This is a genomic window from Priestia sp. SIMBA_032 (genome assembly GCF_046535215.1).
Classification (GTDB): Bacteria; Bacillota; Bacilli; order Bacillales; family Bacillaceae_H; genus Priestia; species Priestia aryabhattai.
Genome location: NZ_JAWRXD010001568.1, coordinates 1 through 236, shown reverse-complemented (window position 1 = coordinate 236; position 236 = coordinate 1). Strand labels below are relative to the sequence as shown.

Sequence of the window (236 nt, the reverse complement as noted above, 5' to 3'; positions counted from 1 at the left end):
GGGTTTGGAAGATCGAAAGTAGAAAGTGATACTTTTCAAATTACAGTAGAAATGAAATCGGTGAACCACCGTTTTTTAGAGATGAGTATTCGACTTCCTAAGCAAATGATGGTATTTGAGGACAAAATTCGTAAAATAATTGCACAGCAAGTTCGACGTGGACGCATTGAAGTGTCTATTAGTATAGCAGGTGAAGGACTTGTTGAAAGAAAATTAAGTGTGAATTGGTCACTTCT

The 236-nt window shown here is 36.4% G+C and carries 1 protein-coding gene; it reads left to right on the top strand.

All coding sequences use genetic code 11. The annotated features are described in order from the left end of the window. A partial coding sequence (locus tag SB717_RS39565; protein WP_410908803.1) for a YicC/YloC family endoribonuclease occupies positions 1–236 on the top strand: 236 nt, incomplete at both ends.